The following is a 17137-nucleotide window of genomic DNA, read 5'->3' as shown; positions in this document are numbered from 1 at the left end:
AGCTTGAGGTCCTTTGCTATTGTCGGGAATTCAAAATCAGATCCGCCGCTTTTTCGGCGATGGCGATGGTCGTGATGTTGGTGTTGGCGGCGATGATCGTCGGCATGATCGAGGCATCGACGACGCGCAGACCCTGCACGCCGCGCACACGGCACTCGGCGTCGAGCACTGCCAGAGGATCGCTGTCGGCGCCCATCTTGCAAGTGCCCGAGACATGCCAGCCCGACCAGACGGACTGCTTGACCCAGTCGGCGATCAGCTCTTCATTCCCGAGCATCGCCTGGATGCGATCGGTGGTGCCGAACTTGCGTTTGAGCAAGGTCTCGCGGAAGAACGGCGCGTAGTCGAAGAGGTAGGCCGCGGTCGCGGTCTTGATCCAGTTCGACGGCTTGCGCACGCTGAGCGCGCGCGCCTCGTCGCTGTAGCCGGCCAGGAACCAGGTGTTGACGTGCTGCTGGACATCGGGCGATTGCATGATCCTGCAGATGCGCTTGAAGCCATCGACCAGGCGCATCAGGTCGCGACCATCGGAGGCCATATTCAGATCGACGATCGGCTCGTCAGTCTGGATCGCCGACTTCAAGGTGACTGTTCCGCGCGAATAGGATTTGTTGACGCAGACATTGAGCGCGCCCATCGCCTTGCCGAGCGGATGCCAGCCGGCACGGTTGACCGGCATCAGGAGCATGTCGCCGGGATGGCAGCCGGCATAGTTGGAAGAGTATCTCACACCCAGGAAGATGTGGCGGCGCTGACCGGGCTTGAGCCGTGCGGATTTCTTGAAATGCGCGCCGACGGCTATATGCGGATGATCGGTCAGGTTCTCACCGACGCCGGGGCGATCGGCGACCACTTCAATGCCCAGCCGCTTCAGCTGCGCCGCCGGCCCGATGCCGGCACGAAGCAAGATCGCTGGCGAATGCAGGGCGCCGGCTGAAACGATTGTCTCGTTGGCGTTGTAGATCGTCGTGCGGCCAGCGATCGTGGCCTCGACACCGGTGATGCGCGTTCCCTCCGTCACCAATCGCTCAACGAACGCATTGGCGAAGATGTGCAGGTTCTTGCGGGCCCGCACCTCGGCGTCGAGATAGCCGATTGCGGTCGAGACGCGGCGGTCGTTCTCGTTCGACAAAGGCAGCGGGAACGAGCCGTCCTCGAAACTTCCATTGTAGTCCGGCCGGTAGGGGTACTCGCTTTCCGTCACGCTGAGGACGGATCTGGTGAAGCCGGCCCAGTCTTGCGGAAAGACGCGGCGGATCGGAATCCGCCCGCTCTTGTTGTGAAGTTCGCCATCAAAATCGAGATCGCGTTCCAGCTTCTTGAGATAGGGCAGCATGCCGTCCCATCCCCAGCCGGGCAGGCCGAGACCTTCCCATTCGTCATAGTCATGCGGCATTCCGCGCACGGCGAACTGGCCGTTGATGCTGGAGCCGCCGCCCATCACCTTGGCCTGTTCGAGCTTGGCCGTCTTGACCACTTGCGCGTTCTGTTTCGGCGAGCGGTTGAAGACGCGCAGTTCCGTCCAATGGTATTTCGGGTCGAAATAGGAAAGGCCGGGATAGCTGTCGGCGATCACCTCCGGGACGTCATCCGGCGGTGTGTCGGGTCCGGCTTCGAAAAGCGCGACTTGCTTCGCGCCGTTCTCCGAGAGGCGGCTGGCGAGCACGGCGCCCGCCGAGCCGCCGCCGACGATGATGTAGTCGAATTGCATGTGCTTGCGCTCGCTCAGGCGTAATTGGCCCAGATGGCCTTCTGGCGCAGGAACGCCTCGATGCCGGCACGGCCCATATCCTTGCCGAAGCCGGAACCCTTGTAGCCGCCGGCCGGGTAGGTGAACTCCGGGCCGCGTCCGTGCTGGTTGATCCAGACCATGCCGGCTTCGATCGAATCCGCTGCCTTGAGCGCTTTCTTCAAATCCGTGGTGTGGACGCTGGCGGCGAGTCCGTAGATCGGATGCGCCGCCTGGACGAGGCCTTCCTCGATATCGGCAAAGGTCCGTACCGTCAGTACCGGACCAAAAAACTCGTCCTTGAACCCGATATTGTCGTTGGAGACATTCTCCAGGATCGTCGGCGCGTAGAAACTGCCCTCGTTGCGGCCTTCCAGCACCGTACCGCCGGTGACCACGGAAGCGCCCTCACCGATGCTGGCGCGGACCATCGTATCGATGCGCTCGAGCTGCTTGCGGCTGATGATCGGCGCGAAGGTCGTGGTTTCGTCCCAGGTCGGTCCCGCCTTGATCGCCTTGGTGCGGGCGATGACGCGCTCGACAAGCTGGTCGGCAATCTTGTCCTCGACGATCAGCCGCGAACCCGCCGTGCAGACCTGGCCGGCATTGTCCATGAAGGCGGCAGCGACACGGCCGGCCACCACATCGATATCGCCGGCATCGGCCAGCACCAGCTGTGGGCTCTTGCCGCCGAGCTCGAGCGTGACCGGCTTGATGCCGGACTGGGCGGCCAGCGTCATGATGGCGGCACCGGTCTGCGTCGAACCGGTGAAGGAGATTTTCAGAATATCGGGATGGCGCACGATCGCCGCCCCCGTTGTGTGGCCGTAGCCATTGACGACATTGAACAGGCCCGCTGGAACCCCGGCTTTGGCGGCAAGCTCCGCTAGCGCCAGCAGGCTGTGCGGGGTCAGTTCCGACGTCTTCATCACCACGGCGTTGCCGGCGGCCAGCGCCGGGGCGAATTTCCAGGCCGCGGTGATCATCGGGAAGTTCCAGGGAACGATCGCGCCGACAATGCCATAGGGCTCGTGTTTGACCATGCTCAGCGCATTCGCCTCGGTCGAGGTGACCGTGCCTTCGATCTTGTCGCAGAACTCGGCGTAGTAGCGAACGACGCCGGCGGTGCGCACCGCGTCGCGGGCAATCGTCATCGAGATCAGCCGGCTCGATCCCATCGCCTCCAGCTGTCCGAGATAGGTTGCATTCTCTTCGATCAGCGCCGCGAAGCGCATGAGCGCGGCGGCGCGATCGCGTGGCGCGATCTTCGCCCAGCGGCTCTGTGCGAGTCCCTTTTTGGCGGCATCGACGGCTTGCTGCACTGCCGCTTCGCCGCCATCGGTGATGATGCCCATGGGCTGGAGATCGGAAGGGCGAAGAACCTCGATCTCCCTGCCCGGTAGTTCAATGGACCGGCCGCCAATATGATGGCCCTTGGGAACGGCGATTGTGGCCGGATCGAAACTCAGCGTCATTGATATCTTTCCTTTTGCGGCCAGCTCGAAAGGGGGGGCGCATTCGACGACGACCGCTTGACTGTTTTGCGCAACGCGGCGTGCCTTCAGCACACCTTCTCGGCCTCACGCGCCTCGAGGAACGGGCGAAGCAGATCCGCCGATTCATGGAAGCGTCCGACAAATGTCTTCAGACGCGGATGTTCGGGATGCAGCAGCACCTTGGCCGGCGGCCCCTGCTCCGCGACCAGCCCCTGATCGAGAAACACGACCCGATCGGCAACCTCGAAGGCAAAGCCCAGTTCGTGGGTGACGATCACCATGGTCATGCCGCTCCTGGCCAGTTCAACCATCGCCTTCATAACTTCGCCGACCAGTTCTGGATCGAGTGCGGAGGTCGGCTCGTCGAACAGCATCACCTTCGGCTGCATGGCCATGGCTCTCGCGATCGCAACGCGCTGCTGCTGACCACCGGAAAGCTGGCGCGGATGCTTTTGCACGTGCTGCGCCAACCCCATGAGGTCAAGCAGTTGCAGCGCCTTCTGGCGTGCCTGCTCTTTCGGCTCCTTCTTGACGACGACCGGACCTTCCATGACGTTGTCCAACGCCGTCATGTGCGGGAACAGATTGAACTGCTGGAAGACCATGCCGGTCTTGGAGCGGATGCGGTTGACTTCCTGGGCCGGTATCTGGGCGCCCTTGCCATCGGCCTGCCTGTCGAACAGCGTCTCGTCATCGATGACGATGCTGCCGCTGGTCGGCACGTTGAGCAGGTTGATGCAGCGCAGCAGCGAGGTCTTTCCCGATCCGCTGGCGCCGATCAGCACCACCACTTCGCCTTCCACGACCGATAGATCGATGCCGTTCAGCACACGCTTGTCGCCGAACTTGAGGCAGATGCCGTCCAGCCGCAGGACAGGCTTGCCGCCCTTGTCGGTGGCGGCGCTTGGCTCGCTGATGCTCATTTGAGGCTCCCGCTCTTTTCGAGTTTCCGGGACAGCAGCGTCAGCGGAATCAGGATGATCAGGAAGATGACGCCAACGGCGGTGTAAACTTCCATCGGCCGATAGGTGAAGCTCGAGATATAGCTGGCCTGATAGAGGAGGTCCGGAACCGTTATCATCGACAGCAGCGTGGTGTTTTTCATCTGGATGATCGACTGGCCCGCCAGCGGCGGGATCATCTTGCGGAAGGCCTGCGGCAGGATGATGCGGCGCATGCGCTGGCCATAGGACATGCCGATCGCTGTCGCCGCATCCGTCTGGCCGGGATCGACCGACTGGACGCCGGCGCGCAGGATTTCGGCGTAGAACGAGCCGACGTAGCAGCTCAGCCCGATGAAGCCGGCCCAGAACTTCGTAACGTTGATGCCGGCGAAAATCGGGAAGGCGTAATACACCCACAGAAGCGTGACGAGCAGCGGAATGTTGCGGAAGAACTCGACATAGATCTGGCCGAGGATCACCAGCGGCTTAAATGTGCTCAGCTGGATGAGCCCGACGAGCAGGCCGATCAGCATGCCGGCAGCGATCGTGATGACGGTGAAGTAGAGCGTCATCAGGAGGCCTTGCCAGAGCAGCCCGATATTGTTGGTTATGACTGTATAGTCGAACATGGCGTCCTCACTGGTTCGATGCACGTCCAGTGGTGGCCTGACCGCCGCACCAGGCGGCGGTCAGGCTGTTGCGATCAGAAGGAGAACCCCGCCGGAAGGATCGACAGGTCGATGCCGCGGGCTTCCCACGAGCGGGCAAGCTTGCCCTGCGCAAGGCCGAGCGAGCGCTCCTGCAAGATCCAGTTGGTCAGGAAGTTGATGAAGCCGGCATTGCCCGGCTTGCGGGCGACGGCCAGCGTTGCCGGATTGCGCAGGATCGGCTCCGGCAGCGAGACATTGCCGATCTTCTGGTTGGTGATCTGCAGCGCGTCGAAGATGGAAAGCACAACGCCATCGGCGCGGCCAGCCTGGAGTTCCATCAGCGCCAGGCCACGATCTTCGACCGGCGTGATCTTGGCTTTCGGCAACAGGGCTTCGGCGACGACCTGCATGGTGCTGCCCTTCTGGACGACGACGGTCTTGTCGGGCGAGTTGAGCTCGGCCCAGGTCTTGACCGGCTTATCGGGGGGCGTCAGCACAGCCCAGGCGTCGGTGAACAGCGGCTCCCACAGATAATCGACGACAAGACCGCGCTTCGGGTTCGGATTGACGCCAATGGCGATGTCGATCTTGTTGGACTGGAAGTCGGCGGCCAGATTGCCCCAGGTCGTCTCGACCGGCTCGAGCTTGACCCCGAGCTGGGTCGCGATCTCGCCCAGGAACTCGTAGTAGAAGCCGCTCCACTGGCCCGTCGCCGGGTCCTTGATGTAGCCCGGCTCCTCGCCCGTCATCACCGGAACCTTGAGCACGCCGCTGGCGCGGATCTGGTCGATGACGGCGGATGGATTGTCGTCCGCGGAAGCGGCGATCGGCGCCGTGAGCAGGCCGAGGCCAATGGTCAAGGCGGCCATGAACGTACGCATTACTGTGAATTTCATATCATTCCCCTTTCTGAGTTTGTTGGTGATTACCGGGCTAGAAATCCCTTCGAGAGAGGGTCGCTCTTCTCGAAGTAGATTGTCTGGGTCGAGGTGATGAAGGCAGAGCCTTCGATCTCGGTGATCATCGCCTCGCGGCCTTGCTCCTCGACGCGCCTTTGCAGGCGCGCCTCGAACGGAATGCCGAAGATGTTCCTGGCATGGTAGGTCTGGTCTGAGCTGATCAGCCCCTTCGCAAGCAGATAGGTCAGGCGCGCCGACGTCCCGGTGCCGCAGGGCGAGCGGTCGAACTTGTTGCGTTCCAGGACCAGGAAATGCGTCGCCGAATGTTCGCTGTCGGCTTCGTAGAACAGCACGCTCGGTGCGGCCGCGCCTGTCAGCAGCGGCAAGTCCTCTGTTGCGGCCTTGATTGCGTCCTTGATCCCGGCGCCCGCCTGCATCAGAGCCGACGCATTCTCCGAAGCCAGCTTGAAACCGAGTGGCGCGGCGTCCACCAAAGCGTACCACATGCCGGCATAGACAATCGCGGCATCGACCTTGCCGAGGCCTTCGACGGAGACACTCAGATGCTCCAGCCCGACATAACTCGGGACATTGGCTATCCGCACCCGGTCCAGCGAGCCGTCTTCACTCCAGATCAGATGAACAGTCACGATGCCCGCCGGCGTTTCCAGCGTGAAGCTGTCGCCTGTTTCGACGGAGATCTGGCCGGTGAAGGCCAGTGTCCTGGCAAGGCCGATCGTGCCGTGACCGCACATGTCGAGATAGACGTAGGACGAGATGAAGAAGGCGCCGTAGTCGGCGATATCAGACGTCACCGGCACGAGACCGACCATGGCGGCATGGCCGCGCGGCTCGTGCAGCAGTGCCGGGCGAAGATGATCGAAGCGCAGGCGAAAATGATCCCGCTTCTCCCGCACGCTCGAACCCGAGAGTTTTGGAATGCCGCTCAGGATGACGCGCGTGGGGTGGCCGGCGGTGTGGGAATCGATGACGCTGAACGCTGACGAGAAGGTTGACACGAACTAGCCCTCTCCGAAGGCGTCGCGAATGCCGGCCCGCATGCTCTGCCAGATTTCCCGGATGAGGTTTTCGGTCATCGCCTTGGCGTTTTCGCCATCGCCCGCGGTGATCGCGTCATAGATGCGAGCCGTGTCGTCCAGCGACAGCTGGATGATCTTCGGATCCTGCTCATAGGCGTGATAGCGATACCGCAAGGCTTGCTTTTCAAGCCCGCCCAGCAGGCGCGTCAGGGTCCTGTTGCCGGCCAGGCTGTAGGTCAGGAAGGAACCGCGCACGTCGACGATGAAGAACTGCCGGGCGTCGTTCCTGGACTGTGCTTCCTTCAGCTCGGACAGCAGTATCTTGAACTCGGCTTTCTTCGCGATGTCAGCGGATTCGGCGGCCTGCTTGGCGACCAGCCCTTCCAGCTCGATGCGGCACATATAGACCTCATCGAAGTCACGCTGCGACATCGGCGAGACCCAGATGCCACGCCTGGCCTCGCGCATCACCAGGCCGTCGCGCTCAAGCAGCCGCAAAGCTTCACGCACCGGCGACCGGCTGACGCCATAGCGCTCAGCCACCATTTCCTCGGTCAATCGCTCCAGGGACTTGAGCCGGCCGAAGATGATCTCTTCCTCAAGCATCTCGGCGAGATTCTCGGGAATGGCCGCCGACAATTTTTGGATGCGCGCTAAAATCATGTCGACACCATATTGTATACACTGTACAAGTCAAGTCGTTGCGGTCATCTTCTTTTGACGGGCAACCCGCAAGCGGATTTGCAAGGACCGCCGGATTTGAAAGGACTAGAAATGTATCCAGAGAAGATCGAGCTGTTGGTTGATGGCGTGTGGTGTCAGGGGTCGGACGGCAAGTCCGAACCGTTGATCAATCCTGCCACCGAGGAGGTGCTGGCAACCGTGCCGCATGCCACGGAAGCCGATCTCGACCGCGCTCTTGCCGCTTCAGCCAAAGGCTTCAAGTTGTGGAAGACCATGACCGCGATGCAGCGCTGGGCGATCATGAGCAACGCCGCCGACCTGATCGAGCAGCGCAAGGACACCATCGCCCGCATACTGACGATGGAGAACGGCAAGGCGCTGGCCGAGGCCACCGGCGAGGTGCAATTCGCCGCCGATGCAACCCGTTGGTATGCGGAAGAAGGCAAGCGCGCCTACGGACGCATCGTCCCTGCCCGGCTGCCCGGCGTGCGGCAGATGGTCTTCAAGGAGCCGGTCGGGCCGGTTGTCGCCTTCGCCGCCTGGAATTTTCCGGCCAGCAATGTCATCCGCAAGATTTCCGGCGCGCTCGGCGCCGGCTGCTCGATCATCCTGAAGCCGGCCGAGGAAACGCCGGGAACCGCGGTCGCCATCGCCCGCTGCTTCCAGGACGCAGGAGTGCCGGCGGGCGTGCTCAACATCGTCTTCGGCGAACCGGCCAGGGTCTCGTCCTATCTGATCGCCTCGCCGATCCCGAAGAAGGTCTCGCTGACCGGCTCGACGGCCGTTGGGAAACTGTTGCAGAAACAGGCGGCGGATACGCTGAAGCGCTGCACCATGGAGCTGGGCGGCCACGCCCCCGTCATCGTTTACGAGGACGCCGATCTCGACAAGACGCTCGATACGGTCGTCGCCTTCAAGTTCCGCAATGCCGGCCAGGTATGCACCTCGCCGACGCGCTTTTACGTGCATGAGGCCGTCTATGGCCGCTTCATCGACGGGTTTGCCTCGCGCACCCAAAAACTCAAGATCGGCGACGGCCTCGACGCAAACGTGCAGATGGGCCCGATGATCGCGCCGCGGCGGCTGGACGCCATGGACGGTTTCGTCAGCGATGCGACGGCCAAGGGCGCGAGCGTCGTCACCGGTGGCAAGCGGATCGGCAACAAGGGTTATTTCTATGCGCCGACCTTGCTGAAGGACGTGCCGGACACCGCGCGCATCATGGCGGAGGAGCCGTTCGGGCCGATCGCGCCGACCACCACCTTCTCAACCTTCGACGACATGATCCAGCGGGCAAATTCGCTGCCTTACGGCCTGGCCTCCTTTGTCTTCACCCGCAATCTTAGCCTCGCGCAGAAAACCGAGGCGGCGCTGGAGGCCGGCATGGTCGGCGTCAACCACATGATGGTGTCGACGCCGGAAACACCATTCGGCGGCGTCAACGAATCCGGCTACGGCTCGGAGAGCGGCATCGAAGGCCTCGACGCCTACCTGCGGACGAAGTTCGTGACCGAGATGTAAGGGGCATCAATCGATGTTTTCGGGGGCGGGATCAATCGGGCGATTTTGCACTTTGCGGCATTCGATAGCGGGCCCAAGCCTTCTCGAAAAGTACCGTCACCGCCCCAGCTAAGGCGTTAGCCAGAAGCCATCGCGATCGACGAGCAACCGGTATTGCACACACCCTACTGCAGGTGGCGTATCGTGAGCGCGGGTATCCACTCGATTCCTGCCGAATTTCCGGCTAGCCTGGGCGATAGATGGCTCAGTTCTGGGGGTGAATCATAATCAGATCGCCCGTCAAGATATTGATGGGCAGCACCTTTGGTCCTCAAGACCGAGAGCAATGGGGCGTGAAGTGAGTTCTATAGCAATATGCGCCGCCCGGCGACCTTGTCCTTTCGTATGCCGATCTAGCAATTAGGTGCATTGGCAGGATAGCGGCATTCGCCTTCACCGCTCCGAAGCCAAATGGAGCTCGGAGAGACCGGAGCTTATTGGAATCAAGAGGGATGGCTTCTATAGCGAACGACGATCAGCTTGAAGGCACTATTAAGAAGAGCGTCATCCTTGGACCCTCTTGGGTAATACGGATTGTAAATTGCGCCCCCATGTTTCAAAACAGGCCGGCAGCCCGCGAGGATGGTTTCGTGCGGGGTCGCCCATGGTCCTCAAGGCGAGAATTCTAAAAGACGTTCAACAATGACCCAGCACGCACAAAACGCTCGAATTCTCATGTACAGCCACGACACGTTCGGGCTCGGCCACTTGCAGCGCTGCCGGACGATCGCGCATTCGCTGGTCGAGGATTTCCGCGGACTTCAGGTTCTCATCATTTCGGGTGCGACTATCGCTGGCGCCTTCGACTACCGCGCCCGTGTCGACTTCGTGAAGATCCCCAGCGTCATCAAGTTGCGCAACGGCGAATACACCTCGCTGGAGAAGGATATCGATCTTCATGAGACGCTGAGGATGCGCCAGTCGATCATCCGTCACACGGCCGAGACCTTCCGGCCGGATATCTTCATCGTCGACAAGGAACCGCTCGGCCTGCGTGGTGAAATCGAGGACACTCTGTCCTACCTCAAGACGCGGGGCACCACGCTCGTACTAGGCCTGCGCGAGGTGATGGACGCGCCGCATCTGCTCGAAGCTGAGTGGGCACGCAGGGATGTGATGCGCAAGATAGGCCTGTTCTACGACAAAGTCTGGGCCTATGGTCCGCCGGATTTCTACGACCCGTTGACCGGCTTGGATGTCCCGCCCGCTGTCAGGGCAAAGATGAAGTTCGTCGGTTTCCTGCAACGGAGTCTGCAGAAGAACGAGTTGCCCGGCCACCGGCCCGAGGGCGACTATATCCTCGTTACCACCGGTGGTGGCGGTGACGGCGGGGACTTGATCCACAACGTCATCGATGCCTATCAGCAGGATCCGCACTTGCGGCATAGGGCGCTGATCGTGCTTGGGCCTTACATGCCGGCGCGCAAGCGCAACAAGCTGCTCAAGAAGGGGTCCAAGATCCCCTATATCAAGATGATCGAGTTCGATAACCGCATGGAAGAGCTGATTGCCGGCGCCAAGGCGGTGGTGGCGATGGGGGGTTACAACACCTATTGCGAGATACTGTCTTTCGACAAGCCGGCGCTGATCGTGCCGCGCGTCAAGCCCCGCGAGGAACAACTGATCCGCGCGCGGCGCGCGGCCGAACTCGGCCTCGTCGAGATGCTTTTGCCGGAAGAAGCCGAAGATACCCAGCGGTTTGCCGATGCCCTGGAGGTGCTGCCGGACCGGCCCCGCCCATCGCAGAGCAATCCGCATCTAACGATGGAAGGGCTGCCTCATATATCCGAGATCGTCGCGGAACTGCTCGAACGGCGGGCCGGCCACCACCTTTCGGTCATCGAAGGCATGAACTGAATTGCAACGTCGCAAGATCGTCGTGGTTCTGAAGGGCTATCCGCGGCTGTCGGAAACCTTCATCGCGCAGGAACTGCTCGGTCTGGAGCGTGCGGGGTTCGAGCTGATACTCGTCGCGCTAAGGCGGCCGACCGACGCAAAACGCCATCCCGTGCATGACGAGATCAAAGCGCCCGTCCATTATCTGCCGGAATATCTGCATGAGGAGCCGCTGCGCGTGGTGCGCTCGCTGTTTGCTTGTTTGCTGCGGCCGGGCTTCTGGCGCGCGCTTGGATTGCTGGCTACCGATATCCCCCGCGACTTTACGCGCAATCGCGTGCGCCGCTTCGGACAGGCGCTCGTGCTGGCGGCCGAATGGCCGAAAGACGCGGGCTGGCTGCATGCACATTTCGCCCACACGCCGGCGTCGGTGACGCGCTATGCCAGCCAGCTTCGTGGCCTGCCCTGGAGCTGCTCGGCCCATGCCAAGGACATCTGGACTTCGGCGGACTGGGACTTGGCTGACAAGCTTTCCTCGGCGCGCTGGACGGTCACTTGCACGAAAACCGGCTTCGACCGTCTGAAAAAACTCGCTAACGGCAACTCGTCCGTGCATCTGAGCTATCATGGGCTCGACCTTGATCGCTTCGGCAGTTTCGGCGAGGCCCGAAAACAGCGTGACGGCTCGGCGCCGGACGAACCGGTTGTCGTTCTGAGTGTCGGGCGCGCCGTTGAAAAGAAAGGTTACGATACCTTGCTGGAGGCCCTTGCGCTGTTGCCTGGTGATCTGGCGTGGCGTTTCGAGCATATCGGCGGTGGCGAGGAACTGGAACGGATCAAGGCGCTGGCGCAAAAGCTCGGCCTGGATGGTCGCGTCTCTTGGAAAGGCGCGCTTGCGCAGGAGGAGGTGCTTGAGCACTACCGCCGCGCCGACATCTTCGCCCTAGCCTGCAGGATCACCGCGAATGGCGACCGGGACGGTCTGCCGAATGTTCTGGTGGAGGCGGCCAGCCAGCGGCTTGCCTGCGTGTCGACCGATATTTCCGGCGTGCCGGAGCTTTTATCGCCGGATGAAACCGGGCTGCTGGTTCCGACGGAAAACCCAATTGCCCTGGCACAGGCGCTGGAGCACCTGATCCGCGATCCCGTGCTACGCGCCCGCCTCGGCAACACCGCAGAGCGGCGCGTGCGCGGCAATTTCGATCATATGGCAAGCATTGGACAGCTCAAGGAACTGTTCGAGCGGGAGTGGCGGGCTGCCGAATGAAGCGGCTGCGCGCTTTCTTCTATGTCCAGCACCTGCTCGGTATCGGCCATCTCGCGCGCGCCAGCCGCATTGCGGCGGCTCTGGTCGATGACGGGTTTGACGTAACCGTCGTGACCGGCGGAGCGCCCATTGCGGGGTTTCCGGGACCGGGTGCAAAATCTGTAACCCTGCCACCCGTCACCTCCGGTGATGAAGGATTTTCCGGACTTGTCGACCTGCAGGGCAAACCCATCGACGATGATTTCAAGAAATCGCGTTCAGAGATGCTGCTGCAGGCATTCCGGGATTGCAGGCCTGATATCGTCATTGTCGAGGCGTTTCCATTTGGACGCCGGCAGATGCGTTTCGAACTCTTGCCGCTGATCGAGGCCATCGACGCGACGTCGCCCAGACCGCTGCTGGTGACGTCCGTGCGTGATATCCTTCAGGAACGCGTCAAGCCGGGCCGAAACGAGGAAACGATCGATCTCATCAACCGGCATTTCGACCTTGTTATGGTCCACGGCGATCCGTCTTTCGCAACCATCGACAAGACATTCCCACTGGCTGCGGCGATCAGGGCCGAGGTCACCTACACAGGGCTGGTTGCCGCGCCGCCACCAGCCCCGGCCTCCGAGCGCTTCGACGTTCTGGTGTCGGTTGGCGGCGGGGCTGCCGGAAAGAGCCTTGTCAGTTCCACCATCACAGCGGCGCGGAATGCCAACAACGCTTGGAAATGGTGTTTGATCACCGGACCAAACCTGCCGAAGGACGAGTTTGACGCGATCGCATGCGATGCTACGCCGGGCCTGTCCATCTTCCGGTTCCGCGAGGATTTCGCCAGCCTGCTGACCGGCGCCCGCCTGTCAGTCTCGCAGGCGGGTTACAACACGGTCTGCGATGTCCTGCGCGCGGGCTGTCGCTCCTTGCTCGTTCCATTTGCAGCCGGCGGGGAAACCGAACAGACGTTTCGCGCCCTGATGCTCGAAGAACTCGGTCTTGCAACGGTGCTGATGGAAAAGAACCTGACGCCTGAAGGCTTGGCGCAAGCGATCGAACAGGCGCTGGCAGGACCGCCGCCTTCCGTGCATCGTCTCGATCTGGAAGGCGCGCGTCGCTCGGCGCAAATCCTGCGCGAGCGGTACCGAACATGGTCCCTAAAGGCAGGGCCCGGTTCCGGAAAAGTTCACGATCGATAGATGCTAACGCGCATCTCGTCTGAGATTGGCGTGACCCGCTTCAAGCCCTTGTTTTTATTCCGAAACTGCACCGCCCTTTTTAGGCGAAATGCATTAGACAGTTCCAATCAGCATGAAGCGCGTATATTTTTTTGTCGGCAGCTCGCCGGAAAAACGCACCTCCCGCAGCGTCGCCATGGCTTCGAAGGCTGCAAGTGAAGCCACGCAGTTGATGTGCGTCGGCTCGCTGAAATAATCGTTCGATTGCAGCAGCACATTCGTGCCCTGCGGAAGCAGAGCAAGCCAGGCGCCCAGATCGGCTATGTGCTCGCAGCTCGTATTGACCACAAGGTCGGGCCGCCCGACCGCATAGTCAAGTGCATACATGTCTGCCGTCAGCGCCCGGAACCGGTCGCCGGCTTCCCGGTTGAGGGTCCGGGCGACCGGCGCGACTTCGGGATCAATGTCGATGCTATCGACCGCCGCGATGTCGAAGCGGGCGTCGTTGAATAGCATTGCCGGCAATACGCCGTACCATCCACCCAGAATCCATATGCGTCCGAACCGGCCGCCGCAGCTTTCGAACAGCCTGTCGAGCGCCCACATCTTGCAGGCGACCTGCTTGTGGTTGAAGGCGTTGGCGATATCGGCCTTCGGATGTTTGGCGATGACGCGCGCCAGCCCTGCCACGAGAGGGCATTTGACATAGGCAGCAATTCCTCGTGTGAGGTCCAGGGCTTGCTCGTGCCCGTCCATGCCGGCATTGCGCGGTTGCGTGACATCCATCATATTCGTCTTGTATGTTGGGATTTCGGGCGACGCAATCTTGCCTCCCGCAAGGCTGTTTGATCCGCGGACGTGATTATGCTGCAAGCCGCTTCGCCATTGCCCGGTGCCGGAGAGAGCCTGTTGCATCTATCCGGACCATCGGCGTGCATCCGCCAGCACCAGCCGCGCAGCTGCGGCCTCGTGCTCGGCTATTCGCCAAAACCCTACGGAAGCCGCGAACTGTTGGAGCGCAGGACAATCCCCCGGCACTGCAGCTTCGAGCTGGTCGTTGGCGACGAAGAAATTGCTGATACGCCACTCGCCAGCAGGTGCTTTTACATCCCGCATCCTTCCAACTGAAGGGCCCACAGTCGCATATGGAACCCAGCCTAGCCCGCTATATCTGGACGCACACCAAGAAGCAGCAACTCTGGATATTGATGATCGTCGTGCTTTCGATGATCCCGTATTTCATGTCCTTCGACCTGCCGAAGCTGATCGTCAACGGCCCGATCCAAGGTAAGGGCTTCGAGCAACCGGGCGCGACCCAGCCATTCATGAGGCTGCACTACAACCTGCCGTTCATTGGAGAGGTCCAGTTCTTCTCCGGTTTTCAGCTCGACCGCAAGGAGACGCTGCTTGCCCTGAGCCTTGTGTTCCTCCTCCTGGTCATCATCAACGGCCTGTTCAAACTCTACATCAACACCTACAAGGGTCGCCTCGGCGAACGCATGCTGCGGCGTATCCGCTTCGATCTGATCGATCGTGTGCTGCGGTTTCCGCCGCTTTACTTCAAGCGGGTGAAATCCGCCGAAGTGGCGACCATGGTGAAGGACGAGGTGGAGCCGCTGGGCGGCTTCATCGGCGATGCCTTCCTGCAGCCGGTACTGCTCGGCGGCCAGGCGCTGACGGCCATGCTGTTCATCATGGTCCAGAACTTCTGGCTCGGAATGATAGCGGTGGTGATCGTGGCGATCCAGATCGTACTCATCCCGCGAATGCGGCGGCGGCTGATCGTGCTCGGGCGTCAACGGCAGTTGACGGCGCGCGCGCTTTCGGGCCGGGTTGGCGAAATCGTCGACGGCATCGGCGCGGTTCACGTCCACGATACATCAAACTACGAGCGCGCCGACATAGCTGCCCGGCTGGGGCTCATCTTTAAGATCCGCTTCGATCTTTACCAATGGAAATTCATGGTGAAGTTCCTCAACAATTTTCTCGCGCAGCTCACGCCCTTTCTGTTCTACATGGTCGGCGGGTATCTGGTCATCCAGGGGCGGCTGGACGTCGGCCAACTCGTGGCCGTGATCGGCGCTTACAAGGACCTGCCCGGACCGATGAAGGAACTGATCGACTGGGATCAGGATCGGCAGGATGTCCAGGTCAAATATCAGCAGGTCGTTGAACAGTTCACCGTCGAGGGTCTCATCGCGCCGACAATCGGGGCGGTGACGATCGACGATCCCGCTCCGATGACCAGTCCTCTGGCGGCGATCAATCTGTCCATAGCAGACGATGGCGGTGCAATGCTCCTCAACCGTATCTCCCTCCAGATCAAGCCGGGTGAGACGGTGGCGCTGGTCAGTACCGCAACAGGTGGAGCTGAGGCGCTTGCAGAAGCCTTCGCGCGGCTGAACCGGCCGGACAGCGGAAGGGTCGCTTCGGGCGCCGATGACCTGCTTGAACTCCCCGAAGCAGTGACCGGCCGGCGCATGTCCTATGCCTCGTCGGATGTTTTCCTGTTCCAGGCAAGCCTCCGGGATAACCTGCTCTACGGGTTGAAGCATGCGCCGCTGACAACGGTGCCTTATGACGGCGCCGCGGCAGACCAGCACCGCTGGAATATCGACGAGGCGCGCCGGTCGGGCAATCCGGATCTTGATATCCACAGCGACTGGATCAACTATGCTTCAGCCGGCGCTACCGGCCCGCACGATCTCTTTGAAGCCGTGCGCCGGGTGCTCGACGCGGTTGTTCTGTCGCGCGACATTCTGGATCTTGGCTTGCGCTCTTCGGCCGACCTCACGCGTCACACGGAGCTTGCCAGGCGGATCGTCGAACTGCGTGCGGCGCTGCGAACCCGGCTGGAGCACGAAGGACTGAGCGGACTGGTGGTTGCTTTCGAACCGGGCGCCTACAACAAGGAAGCAACAATCGGCCAAAATCTGCTCTTCGGCGCTGCCGCCGGCCCCGAACTGGCCGACAAGGCTCTGGCGGCCAATCCCTATTTTGCTTCCATTCTGAGGCAAGCCGGCCTCGACCACACGCTCTACGAAATGGGCATGGAGATCGCCGAACAGGCGATCGAGCTGTTTGCCGACCTGCCGCCCGATCACCAGTTCTTCCAGCAGCTCGCCTTCATGAGCGCCGAGGAGATACCCGCCTACGAAACCTTGCTGCAACGGCTCAAGAATCGTCCCCACGAGGCGGTTTCGGAGAACGACCGCGCCATGATCGTCGCCTTGAGCTTTGCCTATATCGAGCCCCGGCACCGCTTCGGCCTGCTGAGCGACGAACTGATGAGCAAGATCGTCGCTGCACGCAACCGGTTCTATGAAAACCTGCCGCCCGAGCTGCAAAATGCGATCGAACGGTATGATCCTGCCAAATACATTGCCGCGGCCACCGTCATGGATAATGTCCTGTTCGGGCGTGTGGGCACCAACCATCCCGACGCGCCGGACCGCATACGCTCCATCGTCTATGACATTCTTGACGAACTGGGGCTTTATGCCGAGCTTCTGGATGTCGGCCTGGACTTCAATGTCGGCTCAGGCGGCAGGCGGCTGACCGGTGGACAGCGACAGAAGCTCGATGTTGCCCGGGCCCTGCTCAAGCGCCCCGATTTTCTCATTCTCAACCGGCCGCTATCGGCGCTCGACCAGCGTGTACAAGATAAGGTGCTGCGAAACGTGCTAGAGGAAGCCAGACGCGACGGTCATTCGCCGGCAATTGTGTGTGTCGTGACGAATCCGGCAATGGCGATGATGTTCGATCGCGTTGTCGTCTTCGACTCGGGTCAATTGGTGGAAGACGGAACACACGAGACACTTTTGGCAGGGAACGGTATCTTCAAGGAACTGCTATCATAGTCTGGCAAACGCGAA

14 protein-coding genes are annotated in these 17137 nt (G+C 61.4%); 6 read left to right on the top strand and 8 right to left on the bottom strand.

Features of this window, described 5'->3' with window-relative positions; genetic code table 11:
• Window positions 1–16 precede the first annotated feature (16 nt).
• The 7 genes from C9427_RS07950 to C9427_RS07920 all read right to left on the bottom strand — a co-directional run bounded on the left by C9427_RS07950 (window position 17) and on the right by C9427_RS07920 (window position 7421).
• Window positions 17–1711 carry a GMC family oxidoreductase gene (locus C9427_RS07950; RefSeq protein WP_107648584.1) on the bottom strand — a complete coding sequence of 565 codons (1695 nt, stop codon included), beginning with the start codon at window positions 1709–1711 and terminating at the stop codon, window positions 17–19.
• 14 nt (window positions 1712–1725) lie between these two features.
• Window positions 1726–3204: an aldehyde dehydrogenase family protein gene (locus C9427_RS07945; protein WP_107648743.1), complete on the bottom strand. Its 1479-nt coding sequence runs from the start codon at window positions 3202–3204 to the stop codon at window positions 1726–1728.
• An 86-nt stretch (window positions 3205–3290) separates the two neighbouring features.
• Entirely contained in the window at window positions 3291–4148 is an 858-nt protein-coding gene (locus C9427_RS07940) for an amino acid ABC transporter ATP-binding protein (protein WP_107648583.1), read from the bottom strand.
• Window positions 4145–4798: an amino acid ABC transporter permease gene (locus tag C9427_RS07935; protein WP_107648582.1), complete on the bottom strand. Its 654-nt coding sequence runs from the start codon at window positions 4796–4798 to the stop codon at window positions 4145–4147. The genes C9427_RS07940 and C9427_RS07935 overlap by 4 nt, the downstream gene beginning before the upstream one ends.
• A gap of 74 nt (window positions 4799–4872) precedes the next feature.
• Window positions 4873–5715: a transporter substrate-binding domain-containing protein gene (locus C9427_RS07930; protein ID WP_107648581.1), complete on the bottom strand. Its 843-nt coding sequence runs from the start codon at window positions 5713–5715 to the stop codon at window positions 4873–4875.
• Between the two features lie 29 nt (window positions 5716–5744).
• Window positions 5745–6737: a proline racemase family protein gene (locus tag C9427_RS07925; RefSeq protein ID WP_107648580.1), complete on the bottom strand. Its 993-nt coding sequence runs from the start codon at window positions 6735–6737 to the stop codon at window positions 5745–5747.
• A 3-nt stretch (window positions 6738–6740) separates the two neighbouring features.
• Window positions 6741–7421, bottom strand: coding sequence for a GntR family transcriptional regulator (locus C9427_RS07920; RefSeq protein WP_107648579.1), 681 nt, complete (start codon window positions 7419–7421; stop codon window positions 6741–6743).
• A 111-nt stretch (window positions 7422–7532) separates the two neighbouring features.
• Here C9427_RS07920 and C9427_RS07915 point away from each other — a divergent pair, with 111 nt between their 5' ends.
• From C9427_RS07915 to C9427_RS07895, 4 genes are all read left to right on the top strand, one after another.
• Window positions 7533–8963, top strand: coding sequence for an NAD-dependent succinate-semialdehyde dehydrogenase (locus tag C9427_RS07915; protein WP_107648578.1), 1431 nt, complete (start codon window positions 7533–7535; stop codon window positions 8961–8963).
• Window positions 8964–9644: 681 nt separating this feature from the next.
• Complete coding sequence (locus C9427_RS07905) at window positions 9645–10859, top strand: glycosyltransferase family protein (protein ID WP_107648577.1); 1215 nt, start codon at window positions 9645–9647, stop codon at window positions 10857–10859.
• Between the two features lies 1 nt (window position 10860).
• Entirely contained in the window at window positions 10861–12105 is a 1245-nt protein-coding gene (locus tag C9427_RS07900) for a glycosyltransferase (protein ID WP_107648576.1), read from the top strand.
• The gene (locus C9427_RS07895; RefSeq protein ID WP_107648575.1) at window positions 12102–13283 is read left to right on the top strand and encodes a glycosyltransferase family protein; all 1182 of its coding nucleotides are present in this window, start codon (window positions 12102–12104) and stop codon (window positions 13281–13283) included. Before C9427_RS07900 ends, C9427_RS07895 begins: the two co-directional genes overlap by 4 nt.
• A gap of 93 nt (window positions 13284–13376) precedes the next feature.
• Here the strand turns inward: C9427_RS07895 and C9427_RS07890 are convergent, their stop codons facing one another.
• Window positions 13377–14051 carry a class I SAM-dependent methyltransferase gene (locus C9427_RS07890; RefSeq protein ID WP_425351636.1) on the bottom strand — a complete coding sequence of 225 codons (675 nt, stop codon included), beginning with the start codon at window positions 14049–14051 and terminating at the stop codon, window positions 13377–13379.
• 75 nt (window positions 14052–14126) lie between these two features.
• Between C9427_RS07890 and C9427_RS07885 the strand changes: the two genes are divergently transcribed.
• Window positions 14127–14390 carry a hypothetical protein gene (locus tag C9427_RS07885; RefSeq protein WP_107648574.1) on the top strand — a complete coding sequence of 88 codons (264 nt, stop codon included), beginning with the start codon at window positions 14127–14129 and terminating at the stop codon, window positions 14388–14390.
• Between the two features lie 17 nt (window positions 14391–14407).
• Window positions 14408–17122 (top strand): ABC transporter transmembrane domain-containing protein, encoded by a 2715-nt coding sequence (locus C9427_RS07880; protein WP_107648573.1) that lies wholly within the window; start codon window positions 14408–14410, stop codon window positions 17120–17122.
• The last annotated feature ends 15 nt before the right edge of the window (window positions 17123–17137 follow it).

This window comes from Mesorhizobium helmanticense (genome assembly GCF_003034915.1).
Classification (GTDB): Bacteria; Pseudomonadota; Alphaproteobacteria; order Rhizobiales; family Rhizobiaceae; genus Mesorhizobium; species Mesorhizobium helmanticense.
Note: the sequence above shows the minus strand (reverse complement) of the source record. Positions and strands in the feature narration are given on the sequence as shown.